Annotated in this window: 13 protein-coding genes; 4 read left to right on the top strand and 9 right to left on the bottom strand. The window is 65.8% G+C overall.

Annotated features, from left to right (window positions below; translation table 11 throughout):
• Positions 1 to 39: 39 nt before the first annotated feature.
• Positions 40 to 1,539: a GMC oxidoreductase gene (locus tag L632_RS0102120; protein WP_028716277.1), complete on the bottom strand. Its 1,500-nt coding sequence runs from the start codon at positions 1,537 to 1,539 to the stop codon at positions 40 to 42.
• 351 nt (positions 1,540 to 1,890) lie between these two features.
• Between L632_RS0102120 and L632_RS21930 the strand changes: the two genes are divergently transcribed.
• Entirely contained in the window at positions 1,891 to 3,135 is a 1,245-nt protein-coding gene (locus L632_RS21930) for an MFS transporter (protein WP_198021791.1), read from the top strand.
• 63 nt (positions 3,136 to 3,198) lie between these two features.
• Here L632_RS21930 and L632_RS23400 read toward each other — a convergent pair whose 3' ends face one another.
• Positions 3,199 to 3,819, bottom strand: coding sequence for a TetR/AcrR family transcriptional regulator (locus tag L632_RS23400; protein WP_051476359.1), 621 nt, complete (start codon positions 3,817 to 3,819; stop codon positions 3,199 to 3,201).
• A gap of 550 nt (positions 3,820 to 4,369) precedes the next feature.
• Between L632_RS23400 and L632_RS0102135 the strand changes: the two genes are divergently transcribed.
• The 3 genes from L632_RS0102135 to L632_RS0102145 all read left to right on the top strand — a co-directional run bounded on the left by L632_RS0102135 (position 4,370) and on the right by L632_RS0102145 (position 7,835).
• Positions 4,370 to 5,518 (top strand): mandelate racemase family protein, encoded by a 1,149-nt coding sequence (locus L632_RS0102135; RefSeq protein WP_028716278.1) that lies wholly within the window; start codon positions 4,370 to 4,372, stop codon positions 5,516 to 5,518.
• A 15-nt stretch (positions 5,519 to 5,533) separates the two neighbouring features.
• Complete coding sequence (locus L632_RS0102140; RefSeq protein WP_028716279.1) at positions 5,534 to 6,163, top strand: SGNH/GDSL hydrolase family protein; 630 nt, start codon at positions 5,534 to 5,536, stop codon at positions 6,161 to 6,163.
• A gap of 73 nt (positions 6,164 to 6,236) precedes the next feature.
• Positions 6,237 to 7,835 (top strand): ABC transporter substrate-binding protein, encoded by a 1,599-nt coding sequence (locus L632_RS0102145; RefSeq protein ID WP_028716280.1) that lies wholly within the window; start codon positions 6,237 to 6,239, stop codon positions 7,833 to 7,835.
• Positions 7,836 to 7,982: 147 nt separating this feature from the next.
• On the opposite strand, the gene L632_RS0102150 is transcribed toward L632_RS0102145, so the two are convergent.
• From L632_RS0102150 to L632_RS21940, 7 genes are all read right to left on the bottom strand, one after another.
• Positions 7,983 to 8,732, bottom strand: a complete 750-nt coding sequence (locus L632_RS0102150; RefSeq protein ID WP_028716281.1) for an ABC transporter ATP-binding protein — start codon at positions 8,730 to 8,732, stop codon at positions 7,983 to 7,985.
• Positions 8,729 to 9,568, bottom strand: coding sequence for an ABC transporter ATP-binding protein (locus tag L632_RS0102155; RefSeq protein ID WP_028716282.1), 840 nt, complete (start codon positions 9,566 to 9,568; stop codon positions 8,729 to 8,731). The genes L632_RS0102150 and L632_RS0102155 overlap by 4 nt, the downstream gene beginning before the upstream one ends.
• A gap of 4 nt (positions 9,569 to 9,572) precedes the next feature.
• The gene (locus tag L632_RS0102160; protein WP_028716283.1) at positions 9,573 to 10,451 is read right to left on the bottom strand and encodes an ABC transporter permease; all 879 of its coding nucleotides are present in this window, start codon (positions 10,449 to 10,451) and stop codon (positions 9,573 to 9,575) included.
• Entirely contained in the window at positions 10,448 to 11,470 is a 1,023-nt protein-coding gene (locus L632_RS0102165) for an ABC transporter permease (protein ID WP_028716284.1), read from the bottom strand. The genes L632_RS0102160 and L632_RS0102165 overlap by 4 nt, the downstream gene beginning before the upstream one ends.
• A 109-nt stretch (positions 11,471 to 11,579) precedes the next feature.
• Positions 11,580 to 11,894, bottom strand: a complete 315-nt coding sequence (locus L632_RS0102170; RefSeq protein WP_028716285.1) for a cupin domain-containing protein — start codon at positions 11,892 to 11,894, stop codon at positions 11,580 to 11,582.
• A gap of 65 nt (positions 11,895 to 11,959) precedes the next feature.
• The gene (locus tag L632_RS0102175; protein WP_084648046.1) at positions 11,960 to 12,700 is read right to left on the bottom strand and encodes a FadR/GntR family transcriptional regulator; all 741 of its coding nucleotides are present in this window, start codon (positions 12,698 to 12,700) and stop codon (positions 11,960 to 11,962) included.
• Between the two features lie 40 nt (positions 12,701 to 12,740).
• The gene (locus L632_RS21940) at positions 12,741 to 13,823 is read right to left on the bottom strand and encodes a dienelactone hydrolase family protein (RefSeq protein ID WP_051476360.1); all 1,083 of its coding nucleotides are present in this window, start codon (positions 13,821 to 13,823) and stop codon (positions 12,741 to 12,743) included.
• Positions 13,824 to 13,846: the final 23 nt, after the last annotated feature.

Here is a 13,846-nt window from a genome sequence, read left to right on the forward strand (position 1 = left end):
CCAACGAGAAAGGCCCCGGCGATCTGCCGGGGCCTTTGCTTACAGGTGCCGCTCGATGACCCGATCCGCCGCCAGGAGCGCCAAGGCCACGGCGGTCAACGTCGGGTTGCAGGCGGTGGCGGTCGGGATGGCGCCGTTTCCGCCCAGATAGAGGTTGTTATAGCCCCAGACCCGCCCCTCGGCATCGCAGACCGAGCTGCCGTCATCCGCCGGGCCAATGCGATGCGTGCCCTGATAATGCAGCGAGCTGCCGGCGGGCAGCAGCATCGGCGCGCCACCCGGCACGATGCGGCCCAATGCGGCACCGATGCGCTCTACCCAGTCCATCGCCAGTTCGACCCGCGCCCGGTCCCGCTCGGTCAGGCGATAGTCCAGCCGGAAGCGCGGCATTCCCAAGGCGTCTGTCGCCTCGTCAAAGACGATGCGGTCGTCCTCCTGCACGTCCTTGGCCAGGAACAATCCCAGCCCGACCACAGGCCGCGTGGTGCCATCGGGCAGGGGTGGCAGCGCGATGGGTGAGGTGTCCATCTGCATCAGTTGCGCGTGGAACGGGAACTCGGGGTCGTGGAACGGCAGCCAGCTGACGCCGGAAACCCCGTCGCGGCCGTCCATCAGGGCCCTCTCCTCGGCGCGGGTTCCGGTTTCCAGGTCCAGCTCGATCAGGGCGATGACCTGCGGCTGGTCGTTCAGCCAGCGCCCCAGCGCGGCGGGCCGGATGCCCGACGCATGCAGCAATTGCGGCGTGCGCAGCGCGTCGCCCGCGACCATCACCGCGCCGGCGCTGATCCTCTCGATCCGGCCGCTGGCCAGATCCACCAGCTCGGCGCCGGTGACACGGTTGCCTTCGGCGAGAAGGCGGCGGCAGAGCGTGCCGCTGCGCAGCCCGACCCCGGCGCTGGCGCGGCCCTCGGGCGTGGCGAGGGGACCAAGCACCATGTCCACACCGGCCCATTTCGGCCGGTCGCCGTCGGGGCGACAGGCCAGCGGCATCGGCTGCGGCTGGCGCTCGGGGCTGCGGCCGGCGCCGAAGGCTTCGCGCAACCGGCTGACGACGTGGCGGGTGGCGCGGGTCTCGGGGAAACCCTTTTGCGTTACCGAAAGGTATTCCTCGGCCCGCGTCAGTGCCGCGTCCATCCGCTCCGGGTCGAGGAAGCCGATGCATTCGCTGTCGCCGGGGCGCGGGCAGGCGCAGGTCCAATGCGCCCCCATGCCGCCGAGGTTCGACGACATCGCGGCGGCAGGCATGCCCGGGTCGCCGGGCAGGGCGTCCGGCCGAGCCAGGAAAGTGCCCGGCCGGGCCTTCAACGCGCCCTCGGGCACGTCGCCCACACGGGCGAGGGGAAAGGCCCGGGCTTGGGCATAGGCGGCCTCGCGTTCCGCGGGCGGCAGGTTGCGCATGTTGGCGCCGCCCGAGAGCTGCAGATCGGCGCCGGCCTCGACCATCAGCATGTTCCGGCCGGCGCCCCGGGCGGCGAGATGGCGGGCAAACGCCGATCCTACCGGCCCGCTGCCCACGATCAGCACTTCGAAATGTGACACTTGACCTCCCTTTCGATTCGTGACGGCCGCACCCTAGAAGCAGGTCGAAGCCAAGGAAAATTGATCCGGTGCAACAATGTATTCATGAGCTTGCCAGCTCAACCAAAATTAGTATTCATATTCTGAATACACTCATGTGCCGTTATGATTTCCGATTCGGTTCCGCGCGTTGTAATTCCGCCGGAAGGGAGGAGGAGCGACCGATTGACGCAGCCGCGCGCGGCCATGCCGAGCATCGGGGCCGATCCTCAGACAGATTCAAGCGGCCGCCTGCTATACCGGCACGCGCCGCCTGCAGAGACCCGGCCGGCGGCGGTAAGCCGCCCCGCGCTTTTCGAGGAGGAACACGTTTTGTCAACCGAACACCCGTCGACCGGGGTTACACGCAAGGCCGGCATCCCGCAGGGGCTGGTCATGGCGCTGACCTCGTTTCTGCCGATCCTGGCGATCATCTCGTTGGTGCCGGCGGTGCCGAGCCTGATCCAGCATTTCGACAATGTGCCCCATGCGCGGACATTGATCCCGCTGATGATCACCGCGCCGGGCCTAATGATCGCGCTGACCGCGTCCTTTGCCGGCTGGTTCGCCGACCGGCTGGGCCGCCGGCCGCTGCTCTTGGGCGCGACGCTGCTTTACGGCATCTGCGGCACGGTGCCGCTTTACGTGGACAGCCTGCTGCCGATCTTCATCAGCCGGCTGGGTGTCGGCCTGTCCGAGGCGGTGGTGCTGACCATGGCCAACACCATGCTGCTGGATTATTTCGACATGCGCGGTCGCCGCATCTGGCTGACCGTTCAGGGCGTGATTGGCCCGGCACTTGGCACCGTGGTCTATGCATTGTCAGGCTATCTGACCGGCATCGTCTGGAACGGCGCGTTCTGGATCTATGCCTCGGCCTTCGTGCTGTTCATCGCCATGTATATCTGGATGTATGAACCGACCGGGCAGGAGCGCCATGCCGACGAGCCAGAGATCGATGACACCGTCTTCCCCTGGGGCCGGATGATCGGTGTCATGGTCCTGACCTTTGTCATCGCCGCGCTGTATTACATCTACACGATCAACGGCGGCTCGGCCTTCCATTCGCTGGACGGCGCATCGCCCGAGCGCATCGGCGTGATGATGTCGCTCGCCAGCCTTGCGGTGCCGGTCGGTGCGCTGGTCTTCGGCTATATCTCGCGGCTGATTTCTTCCGAGCAGGTTCTGGGCATCGTGCTACTGCTGGTCGGCCTGGGCATGATCGGCGTCGGCCTCTCGACCAACGTGGTGCAGATGGGCGTCTCGGCCTTCCTGCAGCAGATCGGCGCCGGCATGGCGATCAGCGCGATGATCTTCTGGGTCTCGACGCTGTTCGGGCCGCAGCATCGCGGCCGGGTCATGGGCTGCTGGTGCAGCGCCTTCTTTGCCGGCATGTTCGTCAGCCCGCTGTTCTTCAGCGCCGTGCGCGAAATAGGTGGCGGGGACGTGCTGCTGCCCTTCCGCACCTTCGGCCCGGTGTCGCTGGCGATCGCAGTGGCGCTGATCCTGGCCGGCATCGGCAAGACCCGCCGCATGAAGGCCGCGCGTCAGGCCGCCTCCCCGGCCGCGGCGCACTGAGCGTGATGCCTTCCCTGCCGCGCCGCCGGTTCGTTCCGGCGGCGTTTGCATGCCGGCCGTTTGTCAGCCCAGAAGATAGCTGATGACCATGTCGTTGGTCTGGCGTTTCAGCGCCGCCCATTCGATATCCGGCATCTCGCCCTTGTCCGATCCGAAGCCGAGGTGGTTGCGATAGATCGAGAAGGCGGCGAACAGGGCAAAGCGTAGTGCCTCGTCGCGGGGCTCGCGCCGCACTTCGCCTTCGCATTGCATCAGCACCGCCATCGCCTGGGTGATGAACGACTGATAGGCCTCGGTGCCGACACGGCTGATTTCCGCGTCCTGCGTGGCGCGCAGCATCATCTGGCGCAGGATCGGTGCAAATTGCCGCAACAGATCGGCGAAGCCATCGAAAAGCTGGGGCACCAGCTGGCGCAGCGGTACGCCGGTCCAGCGCGAGGGGTCCAGCAGCGAACGATGCGCCAGCCCCAACTCCTCCATTACCACCGCCTGCACGGCGTGCATCAGCTCGTCCTTGCCGGTGAACCGGCCATAGATCGAACCGATAGAGACCCCCGACTGGCGTGAGACCTTTTGCAGCGTCAGCCCTTCATAGCCCTCTTCCTCCAGCAAACGCCGGGCGGCGGCCAGCACCTTGGCCTGCGAGCGCCGGCTGCGGGCCTGTTGCGGCGGGCGCCTGGTCACGGCATCGCTGACTGCTTGCGATATGGCTGCGATGTCGGAGGGAGTTGTTGGCATGGCTATCCGAGAAAAATGAGATGCTCTGGAATCTTCGCTCCAATTTCAAGCACGATCGCGGCGATGGGGTCAATTGACCGGCAACAACTAACGGTGCGGGTCGGGGACGGTCCGGGTCCCTTTGCCCGAAGACAGTGGGGACTCGGGTTGCGAATTGGCTGTCGGGGGCATGAGCAAACCGACGCCCTGGGGCCATAACTGGTTGCCCAGCAACGCGGCGGCGGAGGAGCGCGGCTCGCTGGCGATCTGATCGGATCCTCGGGCGACCTGCGCTGCCCCCCTTCCGGCAACCGGGATAACGGAAGGAGCGCGCAACTGGACTGGCGCGATGCCGGGCAGCAGGTGCGGGACCATCCCTCCAGCAGGTCGCGGCTGGTCGCCCGGGGAGTCCAGATTGCAGCAAAGTTATAATACAACTATTGACAATATAGCATATAGAAAACTAGAAGATGTTTGACATAACGGAATCAAGCAACATGCAGAACGGGGGCGGACCATGATCATATCCGATGTTGAGGTTCGGGTGTTCCTGACCACCACGCGCCGCCATTCCGATAGCGCGGGTCACGCTCATCCTGGTCCGGCTCATCAGATCGAGCAGGCGATGCTGACCATCCGCACTGAAGACGGCCACGAAGGCCATTCCTTTACCGCGCCGGAAATCGTTCGCCCGCATGTGATCGAGAAGTTCGTCCGAAAGGTTCTTGTCGGACAGGATGCCCGCGACCGGGAGCGGTTGTGGCAGGATCTGGCGCACTGGCAGCGCGGCTCGGCGGCGCAGCTGACCGACCGGACGCTGGCCGTAGTCGATTGCGCGCTGTGGGATCTGGCGGGGCGGGCCCTGAACCAGCCGGTCTACAAGCTGATCGGCGGGTATCGCGACAAGGTGCTGGCCTATGGCAGCATCATGTGCGGCGACGAGATGGAGGGGGGGCTTGCCACACCCGAGGATTACGGCCGTTTCGCCGAAACCCTGGTCAAGCGCGGCTACAAGGGCATCAAGCTGCACACCTGGATGCCCCCGGTCAGCTGGGCGCCCGACGTGAAGATGGACCTCAAGGCCTGCGCCGCGGTGCGCGAGGCGGTCGGGCCGGACATCCGCCTGATGATCGACGCCTTCCATTGGTATCCGCGCAGCGACGCGCTGGCGCTGGGCCGCGGTTTGGAAAAGCTGGGCTTCGACTGGATCGAGGAACCTATGGACGAGCAGTCCATGTCATCATACAAGTGGCTGGCCGACAATCTGGACATTCCGGTGATCGGCCCGGAAAGCGCAGCGGGCAAGCATTGGCACCGCGCGGAATGGATCAAGGCCGGTGCCTGCGACATTCTGCGCACCGGCGTGAACGACGTGGGCGGCATCACCCCGGCGCTCAAGACCATGCACCTGGCCGAGGCCTTTGGCATGGAATGCGAGGTGCACGGTAATACCGCGATGAACCTGCATGTCGTCGCCGCCACCAAGAACTGCCGCTGGTACGAGCGCGGGCTGCTGCATCCCTTCCTGGAATATGACGACGGTTTCGATTATCTCCGGCAGCTCTCGGACCCGATGGACGGCGAGGGCTATGTGCATGTCCCCGACCGCCCCGGCTTGGGCGAGGACATTGACTTCGACTTCATCGAGAACAATCGCGTGCGCTAGGCGAGAGGGCTGAAGATGAAGGAGATCCTGGCCTTCGGTGACAGCCTGACATGGGGCGCGGACCCGGCGACGGGGCTGCGCCACCCGGCGGAGGCCCAATGGCCGCGCGTGCTGGAGGCAGGGCTGGGCGGCCAGGCCCGCGTCATCGGCGACGGCATCGGCGGGCGCACCACCTGCCGGGACGATCATGGCGGGCCGGCCTGCCGCAACGGCGCCAGATCGCTGCCGCAGGCGCTGGCGGCCGCCATGCCGCTGGACCTGGTTATCCTGATGCTGGGCACCAACGACCTGAAGGCGGTGCATGGCGGCCGGGCGGTCGGTGCCCAGGCCGGGATGCGACGCCTGGTCGAAATCATCGAGACTTTCCCCTACAAGCCCCGCGGCGCGTGCCCGAAGGTGCTGATCGTCGCGCCACCGCATTGCGGCATGGCGGGCGAGCTGCCGCCGGCCGGCGGGCGCGAGATCGCGGAATCGCGGCGCCTGGCCCCGCTTTATGCCGCGCTGGCGCAGCAGCTCGATTGTGGCTTCTTCGATGCGGCGCAGGTTGTCGGACCGTCCCCGGTCGATGGCGTTCACCTGGAGGCGGATCAGTCGGCGGCGCTGGGCCGGGCGCTGGTCGCCCCGGTGCGGGCGCTGATCGAATAGCGAATGGAAGGAATTGCGGAGATTTCCGCAGTCGGCACGCCGCGAGCCTGGATCGCGGTCCATGGGAGGAAGCATGAGACATCTTTTCGCATCGGTGGCGCTGGCCGCCCTGTTCTGCGGTGCCACGCCCGTGGCGACCCTGGCCGAGACGCCCGACGACCAGCTGATCGTCGCCACCGTCATGAGCAATATCCTGACGCTCGACCCCGCCGCCATCACCGGACGCGAGACGGTGCAGGTGCTCAACAACATCTATGACACGCTGGTCGTGCTGTCGCCCGATGACAGGGACCTGCATCCGCGCCTGGCCGAAAGCTGGGAGATCTCGCCCGACCGGATGAAGATCACCTTCAGGCTGCGGCCGGACGCGGTCTTCGCCTCGGGCAACCCGGTCACGGCGCAGGACGTGGTCTTCAGTCTGAAGCGCCTGCTGACGTTGAACCTGGCGCAATCGTCCTTCCTGAAATCGCGCGGCTATACGGCCGAGGCCGCAGACAGGCTCTTCGTGGCCCAGGACGACCATACCTTCGTTCTGAACCTGCCCGAGCCGGACGATCCGAAGCTGATCCTGATGGTCCTGGCGCAGAACGGGCCCGGCTCGATCCTGGACAGCAAGACGGTGCTGGAGAACGAGCAGGGCGGCGATCTGGGCGCGAAATGGCTGACGCTGAACTCGGCCGGCTCCGGGCCGTTCACGCTGACCAGATGGGCCTCGAACGAATATATCATCCTGTCGCGCAACGATGACTACTGGGGCGAGGTGCCGGCGATGAAGCGCGTGCTGATGCGCCATCTGCCGGAATCGCAATCCCAGCGTCTGATGCTGGAACAGGGCGATATCGACGTCGGTTATTCGCTGCTGGCCCCCGACCTGAAGGCGCTGGAGAGCAACGACAGGATCAGGATCGAATCCACACCCGGCGCCGGGTTCTACTATCTGGCGGTCTCGATGAAGGATCCGCGTTTCGCCGACCGCAAGGTGCGTGAGGCGCTGCGTCTGCTGATCGACTATGACGGGTTGGACAAGGCGGTGATGCCCTATTATGGCAAGCTGCACCAGCGGCCGATCACCACGGGCGCGTTGGGCCAATTGCCGGATCCAGGCTACAAGCTGGACGTGGAAAAGGCCAAGGCCCTGCTGGCCGAGGCAGGTTATCCCGACGGTTTCAAGACCACACTGCGGGTGCTGTCCGAGGAACCGTTCCTGAAGGCGGGCACCGCGATTCAGAACACCCTGGCGCAGGCCGGCATCCAGGCCGAGCTGATTACCGGTTCCGGCGACCAGATCTATGGCGCCATGCGCGACCGCAACTTCGAACTGCTGGTTGGTCGGGGCGGCGGCGGCCAGCAGCCGCATCCCGATAGCAACCTGCGGGCGCTCGCCTTCAATCCCGACAATTCCGATGAGGCCAAGCTGACCAATTACCAGGGCTGGCGCACCAGCTTCTTTGACGAAAAGCTCAACGGCATGATCGAGGATGCGCTTCTGGAGCGCGACCTGGAGACGCAGAAGAAGAAATACGAGGATATCCAAGCCTATATGGATCAGTCTGTCATGTCGATCCTGCCCTTCTCGGAGACGGTGGATACGGCGGCTTTTCAGGCGGATGTGCAGGGGCTGACCGTCAATCCCTGGCTGACCCGCTTCGAGGTGGTGACCAAGGAGCGCTGATCTCTCGATCCTCCGGGCCGGATCGCGGGCGCAACCCTTTCGACGGTTGCGCCCTTTTCCGTTTGCCCGGCCTGCCGCGGGGCGCCCCGCAAGGCAAAAGGACCGCACCATGATGCGCGGCCCCTTTTTCCATGACGGCGAGGGGGGTCAGACCTGGCCTTCGTATTCCAGCGAGGCTGCGATCAATTCGCGGGCATAGGGATGCGTTGCGCCATTGCCGGGGATCGCCTCGCGCGGCAGGACCTCGGTGATCTCGCCATGCAGCATGATGGCAAAGCGGTCGCACATGTGGTCGACCACCGCCAGGTCATGGGTGACCATGATATAGGTGAAGCCGCGCTCCTCGCGCAGTCGTGACAGCAGGTTCAGGATCTCGGCCTGCACCGAAACGTCCAGCGCCGAAGTCGGCTCGTCCAGAAGCAGCAGCTGCGGCTCGAGGATCAGCGCGCGGGCAATGGCGACGCGCTGGCGCTGGCCGCCCGAGAGCTGATGCGGGAAACGGTCGAGGAAATCGATCGGCAGGCCGACATCCACCATGGCCTGCCGCATGCGGCGCTGCGGGTCGTCCAGGCCGTGGATCCGCAGCGGCTCGGCCAGCGCGGTGCGGACCGACTGGCGCGGATGCAGGCTGCCATAGGGGTCTTGGAACACCATCTGCAGCATCCGGCAGCGTTCGCGCACCGGCAGGCTGCGAATGTCGCGGCCGCCTATGCCGACCCGCCCGGTCCAGAAATCGTTCAGCAACGAGATGCAGCGCAAGACCGTCGACTTGCCCGAGCCGCTTTCACCGACCAGGCCGAAGCACTCGCCCGGCCGCACGTCGAAACTGACGCCGGGCAGCACCCGTGTCAGGCCGAAGGAAATCTCCAGGTCGCGGATTTCGACGGCGACGGTCATGCCAGCGGCTCCTCTTTCCATTCCGGCCGCCGGTCCAGAACCGCCAGCGGCGCCCGGCCGCCGCCGATGCGCGGCTGTGCGGCCAAAAGCCCGCGGGTATAGGGGTGGCGGGCGCGGTCGAAGGCGCGGGCCTGCAAGACCTCGACCACGCGGCCGGCATACATGATCAGCACCCGGTCGCAGAAATTGCGCACCAGATTCAGGTCGTGGCTGATCATGATCAGCCCGATGCCCCGGTCGCGCACCAGACCGTCCAGGATGTTCAGGACCTGCAGCCGCACGGTCACGTCCAGCGCGCTGGTCGGTTCGTCGGCGATGACCAGGTCTGGATCGGCCAGCAGCATCATGGCGATCATCACGCGCTGTCCCATGCCGCCGGAAATCTCGTGCGGGTAGAGATCATGCACCCGCTCGGGGTCGCGGATCTTCACGGCGGCCAGCATCTCCAGCACCTTGGCCCTGGCCTCGGCCTTGGAGCATTTGAAATGCCGCAGATAGGTTTCCGCGACCTGGTGCCCGACACGCTGGATCGGGTTCAGGCTGAACTTGGGATCCTGCAGGATCATCGACATGCGCCGGCCGCGCACTTTCAGCATCTCGGTCTCGGTCAGGGTCAGTAGGTCCATGTCCTGAAAGCGCAGCGCGTCGGCGCGGATCTCGGCCCCCGGCAGCAGGCGCAGGATCGCCCGGCCTACAGTGGACTTGCCCGAGCCGCTTTCGCCGACGATGCCCAGCCGCTCGCATCCCAGCGAGAAGCTGACGCCGCGCACGGCGTCCGAAGGCGCGCCGGGATAGCGGATCGAGAGGTTCTTCACGTCAAGGATCGGCTTTTCCATCGGCTTACCTCCGGTTGACCTGTTTGGGATCCAGCGCGTCGCGCAGCCCGTCGCCCAGCAGGTTGAAGGCCAGGCTGACGCAAAGGATGGCGAGGCCGGGGAAGGTGACCAGCCACCAGCTGTCGATCATGTAGCGCCGGCCGGTGGCGATCATCGCGCCCCATTCCGGCAGTGGCGGCTGCGCCCCGAGGCCCAGGAAGCCCAGGCCGGCGGCGGTCAGGATCACCGTCGCCATGTTCAGCGTCAGCCGGATCAACACCGAAGGCAGGCACATCGGCATGATCGATTTCACGATGATGCGCATGGCCGAGGCGCCCTGCAGCCGCGCGGCCGAGATATAGTCGGCCTTGCGAAAGGTCAACGTCTCGGCCCGGGCGAGCCGGGCTATGGGCGGCCAGGCGGTCAGGCCGATGGCAATGATGGCGTTGTTCAGGCTGGGCCCCAGCGCGGCGACGAAGGCCAGCGACAGGATCAGGCTGGGGAAGGAAAGGAAGATGTCGGTGATCCGCATTAGGATCGTGTCGAAGCGGCCGCCGATATAGCCGGCGGTGGTGCCGACCAGAAGGCCCAGCGGACCGACCACGATCGAGACCAGGAAGATGATCCGCAGCGTGATGCGCGACCCCCAGACCAGCCGGCTGAAGATGTCGCGGCCCAGCTCGTCCGTGCCGAACAGGTGGCCGTTGCCGGGCGGCTGCAGCACGTTGTTCAGGTCCTGCACATAGGGGTCGTGCGTCGCGATCAGCGGCGCAAACAGCGCCGTCAGGATCAGCGTCCCCAGCACCAGCAGCCCGAAGGCCGAGGTCGGCGTCCGCCACAGGAAGGCAACGATATTCTTCAGCGCCAGCACCGGCGCCGGCAAGCGTTGGGTGATGGTCGTCATTTCGTCCTCGGATCGAACAGCCGATACAGGATGTCGGAAAGCAGGTTCAGCAGGATGAAGATCACGCCGACGATCAGCACGCAGGTCATCACCGCGTTCATGTCGCCGATGATTAGGTTGCTGGTCAGGTACTGGCCGAAGCCGGGCCAGGCGAAGACCGTCTCGATCAGCACCGCGCCCTCCAGCAGGCTGCCATAGGCCAGGGCGATGATCGTCACCAGCTGCACCTTGATGTTGCCGAAGGCGTGGCGCCAGATGGTCTGGCCGCGCGACAGGCCCTTGACCCTTGCGGTGGTCATGTATTCCTGTCCGAGTTGGTCAAGCATGAAGCTGCGCGTCATCCGGGTGATATAGGCCGACGAAGAATAGCCCAGCAGTGCTGCTGGCAGGATCAGGTGGTTGACCGCCGACCAGAATACGTCCCATTCGCCGGCCAGCGCGCTGTCGATCAGCAGGAAGCCGGTGTGCTCGTCCACCAGGCCGATGTAGAACTGCTCCATCCGGCCCGAGCCGCCGACCCAGCCCAGCCCGGCATAGAAGATCAGCAGCGCGATCATCCCGGTCCAGAAGATCGGCATGGAATGGCCGAACAAGCTGAACACCCGCACGAGGTGATCGGGCCATTTGTCCTTGTTCACCGCCGCGACCACGCCCAGCGGGATCCCGAGGCCGGCGCCGATCAGGATGGCGAGCGTCGCCAGTTCGATGGTCGCGGGCATGACATGCAGGATGTCCTGGATTACCGGCTGGCCGGTACGGATCGAGGTGCCGAAATTTCCGGTGAAGACATCGCCCAGATAGCGCAGGAACTGCATCCAGACCGGCTGGTCCAGGCCCAGTTGCCGATAGACCATCTCATAGGTCTCGCGCGAGGCGTCCTCGCCCACGATGGCCCTGACAGGGTCGGCGGGCATCATGCGCCCGATGACGAAGGTCAGAAGCAACAGGCCGAACAGCGTGATCGCAATGGTCGCGACCTGCTCGGTCACCTGTTTCAGGCGAAGACGAGATGCGGTCATGGTTCCCCCCGGCGTCATGGCGCCCGCGCGGACGATTCTGACAGAAACGACAACTTATCCTACAAGTTAAGTATACCTGTCATTCAGGATGCGGGGAGTCAAGCAGAAGTCACAGAAAATCGTCCCGGCGCGGCGAGAAACAGTCGATCAATTCACCCTGTTCCAGGCAGATGCAGCCATGTTCGATGCCCGAGGGGATCACCAGGCTGTCGCCGGCCGACAGCTGATAGCTCTGGCCGTCGCGGTAGAATTCGAAGCGCCCCTTCGCGACATAGGTCGATTGCGCATGCGGATGGCTGTGCAGCTTTCCCTTGGCGCCGGTCTCGAATCGAAAAGAAACCACCATCTGCGCCGCCGATTCGGCCAGCACCTGGCGGCGGACACCGGGATCGGGTTCACGGACGGGATAAGTGGGCAGGGTCATAGGGCATGCCTTTCTTGGATGATAATTGAACCTATAACCTATCAAAATATATCATACAAGATTGGTCAGGGCTGGCGGCGCCCGGCCCGCAGCAATTCCTGATAGCGTTCCAGGCTGCCGCGCAGATGTTCGCGCATGCGGTCGCGCGCCGCGTCGGCGTCGCCGCTGGCGATGGCATCGACGATGCGCTGATGCTCTTCCAGCAGATGCTTGTTGTAATCCTTGGGCCGCGCGCCCGGTGCGCCGCCCTGCAACTCTCCGCGCGGAATGATGCCCGAGCGGATCAGTTGCAGGAACTCGGAAAAGCGCCGGTTCTGGGTTGCGTCGGCGATGGCGAGGTGGAAGGCGAAATCGGCATCGCGGGTCGGCTGCCCGGCGCGAAGGCAGGACTCGACCGTGGCATGGGCGTCATAGATTTCCTCGAGCTGCACGGCCGAGCGGCGCGTGGCGGCAAAGGCCGCCGCCTCGATCTCGCAGGCGGTGCGCAGTTCCAGCAATTCGATGACCGAGGAGATCCGCTGCGTCGTCAGGTCGTCGAACGCCCGGCCCGGCCGGGTCGAGGGGTCCAACACGAAGACGCCGGCACCCCGGCGCGCCTCGACCAGCCCGTCGGATCGCAGGGCGGCGATGGCCTCGCGCACAACGGTGCGGCTGACGGAATAGATCCGGGTCAGCTCAGCCTCGCTGGGCAGCTTGTCGCCCGGCCGATACTGCCCCGTCCCCAGCGCATGGCGCAGCTTGACGCCCAGCCGCGCCGAAAGCGAACCCGTGCCATCCTGCATCGACACCTTGGCCATGTCTGTCATCTGGCTTCCCGCTGGTTGTCTGACATCTTTTATGCCATTGCTAGCCCGAACCGGACCGGGCAGGCAAGCCCTGGGACAGGGTTTCCTGCAGCCAGCCGAAGGCAGCTTCTTGCCGGTCGGGCCGGAAGTGATGCCCGCCCGCGAAGCGTCGGGCCTGCAGCCGATGCCCGGCGCCATGTGCGGCCCAGACCTGCGCCAGCCGATCGAAGGCAGGGTCCACGGCTGCGGCGGGAAACAGCGTATCCTCGGTTCCGGTCTGGAAGCAGGCGGGTTTCGGCGCCGCCAGTGCCGCCAGGTCGGGAATGTCCAGATCGCGGAACAGCAGTGGATGCGTCATCCACCAGGCGGATTGACCGCGGATATGGTTGTTGCCTTCGACCAACAGGCCGGCCAGGCTGGCCATCCAGCACGCGGCGACCATGGCGCCGACATGCGGCGACAGCGCAGCCACCTGCCAGGCCCGGAACGCCCCCATGGAAAAGCCGACCGCTGCAATCCGCGCCGGGTCGACTTGCGGGATCGAGGCCAGATATTCCGCCGCACGCATGTCCTCCCAAGCCATCAGCCCGGCGGGAGTCAGGCCGATGTTCATCAGATTGGCCGCCAGCGCCTGTTGCGCTTGGTAGCCCTGGCCTTGCCGCCCGCCCCAACTCAGCGCGTCGACGGAGAGAACCGCGAAGCCGCGCCGCAGCAGTGCGGTGCCAAAGGGGGCGCCGCCGAAGAAGCGGTCCCACCACGCTTGTGCCACCGGCGGCACCGGGCCGGGCGGGGGCAGACATTTCTCCTTGCCGATGCGGAATTCCGAGCCGTGGTCGTGCAGCGCCAGCACCGCCGGAAAGGGACCCTCCCCCTTGGGCAAGGCCAGCAGCGCAGGGGCGGTCAGGCCCTCGGCCAGAGTCAGCCGCAACAGCCGCACGACATGGTCGCCGCGATCCGCCTCGGTCAGCACGATGGGCGCGGCATCGACGGACGGCAGGTCCGGCAGGATCAATTCGCGGACATGGGGCAGGGTGCGGTCCCGCCATGCCGCTGCATCCTCCTCCGCGGCCAGGGCGCGTCGAAAACCGCGCCGCGCCGCATGGGCCAGCAGCGCGGGGACCAGATTGCCGGGGGAGATTGGCATTGCGTCCTGGCGGGCGCTTTCCC

The sequence above is a fragment of the Paracoccus sp. J39 genome (genome assembly GCF_000518925.1).
GTDB lineage: Bacteria > Pseudomonadota > Alphaproteobacteria > Rhodobacterales > Rhodobacteraceae > Paracoccus.

Coding starts and splice junctions, on each gene's coding strand:
- L632_RS0102165 (WP_028716284.1), bottom strand. CDS start 11,470: ATGACCGCATCTCGTCTTCGCCTGAAACAGGTGACCGAGCAGGTCGCG.
- L632_RS0102170 (WP_028716285.1), bottom strand. CDS start 11,894: ATGACCCTGCCCACTTATCCCGTCCGTGAACCCGATCCCGGTGTCCGC.
- L632_RS0102155 (WP_028716282.1), bottom strand. CDS start 9,568: ATGGAAAAGCCGATCCTTGACGTGAAGAACCTCTCGATCCGCTATCCC.
- L632_RS0102145 (WP_028716280.1), top strand. CDS start 6,237: ATGAGACATCTTTTCGCATCGGTGGCGCTGGCCGCCCTGTTCTGCGGT.
- L632_RS0102150 (WP_028716281.1), bottom strand. CDS start 8,732: ATGACCGTCGCCGTCGAAATCCGCGACCTGGAGATTTCCTTCGGCCTG.
- L632_RS0102175 (WP_084648046.1), bottom strand. CDS start 12,700: ATGACAGACATGGCCAAGGTGTCGATGCAGGATGGCACGGGTTCGCTT.
- L632_RS0102135 (WP_028716278.1), top strand. CDS start 4,370: ATGATCATATCCGATGTTGAGGTTCGGGTGTTCCTGACCACCACGCGC.
- L632_RS0102140 (WP_028716279.1), top strand. CDS start 5,534: ATGAAGGAGATCCTGGCCTTCGGTGACAGCCTGACATGGGGCGCGGAC.
- L632_RS21940 (WP_051476360.1), bottom strand. CDS start 13,823: ATGCCAATCTCCCCCGGCAATCTGGTCCCCGCGCTGCTGGCCCATGCG.
- L632_RS0102160 (WP_028716283.1), bottom strand. CDS start 10,451: ATGACGACCATCACCCAACGCTTGCCGGCGCCGGTGCTGGCGCTGAAG.